Origin of the sequence: Acidisphaera rubrifaciens HS-AP3 (genome assembly GCF_000964365.1) — a bacterium.
GTDB lineage: Bacteria > Pseudomonadota > Alphaproteobacteria > Acetobacterales > Acetobacteraceae > Acidisphaera > Acidisphaera rubrifaciens.
The window spans coordinates 1-665 of sequence record NZ_BANB01000634.1; the positions used below are offsets into that span (position 1 = coordinate 1).

Annotated in this window: 1 protein-coding gene; it reads right to left on the reverse strand. The window is 75.9% G+C overall.

Annotation, left to right across the window (positions count from 1 at the left end; genetic code table 11):
* The coding region (locus B8460_RS15630) for an FAD-dependent oxidoreductase (protein ID WP_048862541.1) at positions 1-612 on the reverse strand (612 nt) is incomplete at its 3' end.
* Positions 613-665: the final 53 nt, after the last annotated feature.

The window sequence follows — 665 nt, forward strand, 5'->3', positions numbered from 1 at the left end:
GGTGAAGAGATGCGCGTCGCCGGTCTCGTCGTCCGGCAGGCGCAGGCCGCCGGCGATGGGGGCGGCGGCGCGGGCGAGCGCGGGCTCGGCCGCGATGCAGCCGGCGCGGTCGAGCAGCTCGTACGGCACCACCGCCGCGTTCAGCACCGCGAGATCGGCCCCGACATGATCGAGCTGCGCCTGCGTGCGGAACAGCTGCAGGGTGCCGCGCTGGCGGCCGTCATAGGCGATCGCGGTCTCGGCCCGCAGGTCGATCAGGCAGTCGCGGCTGTAATCCGCGAGGCGCATCATCCGCGCCTTGTTCGCGCGATAGGCGGCATCGGTGCAGTTGCGCAGCATGGCGCCGAGGAAGCGCGCCAGTGCCGGGTCGGGGAGCGGCCAGATCACCAGCGGGCGGTGGCGCATGAACAGCCAGCGCAGCGCCTTGAGCGGCACGCCCGGCGCGGCCCAGGGCGCGGCATAGCCGGGCGAGACCTGCCCCGCGTTGGCAAAGCTCGTCTCCAGCCCCGGGCCGGGCTGGCGGTCCACGACCGTCACCTCGTGCCCGGCCTTGGCCAGGTACCAGGCGGAGGTGACGCCGATCACCCCCGCGCCGAGGACGAGGACGCGCACGGCTAGCGCGCCGGCGCGCCGCCCGGCGGGGCGGAGCCGGCGGGGGCGGCGCC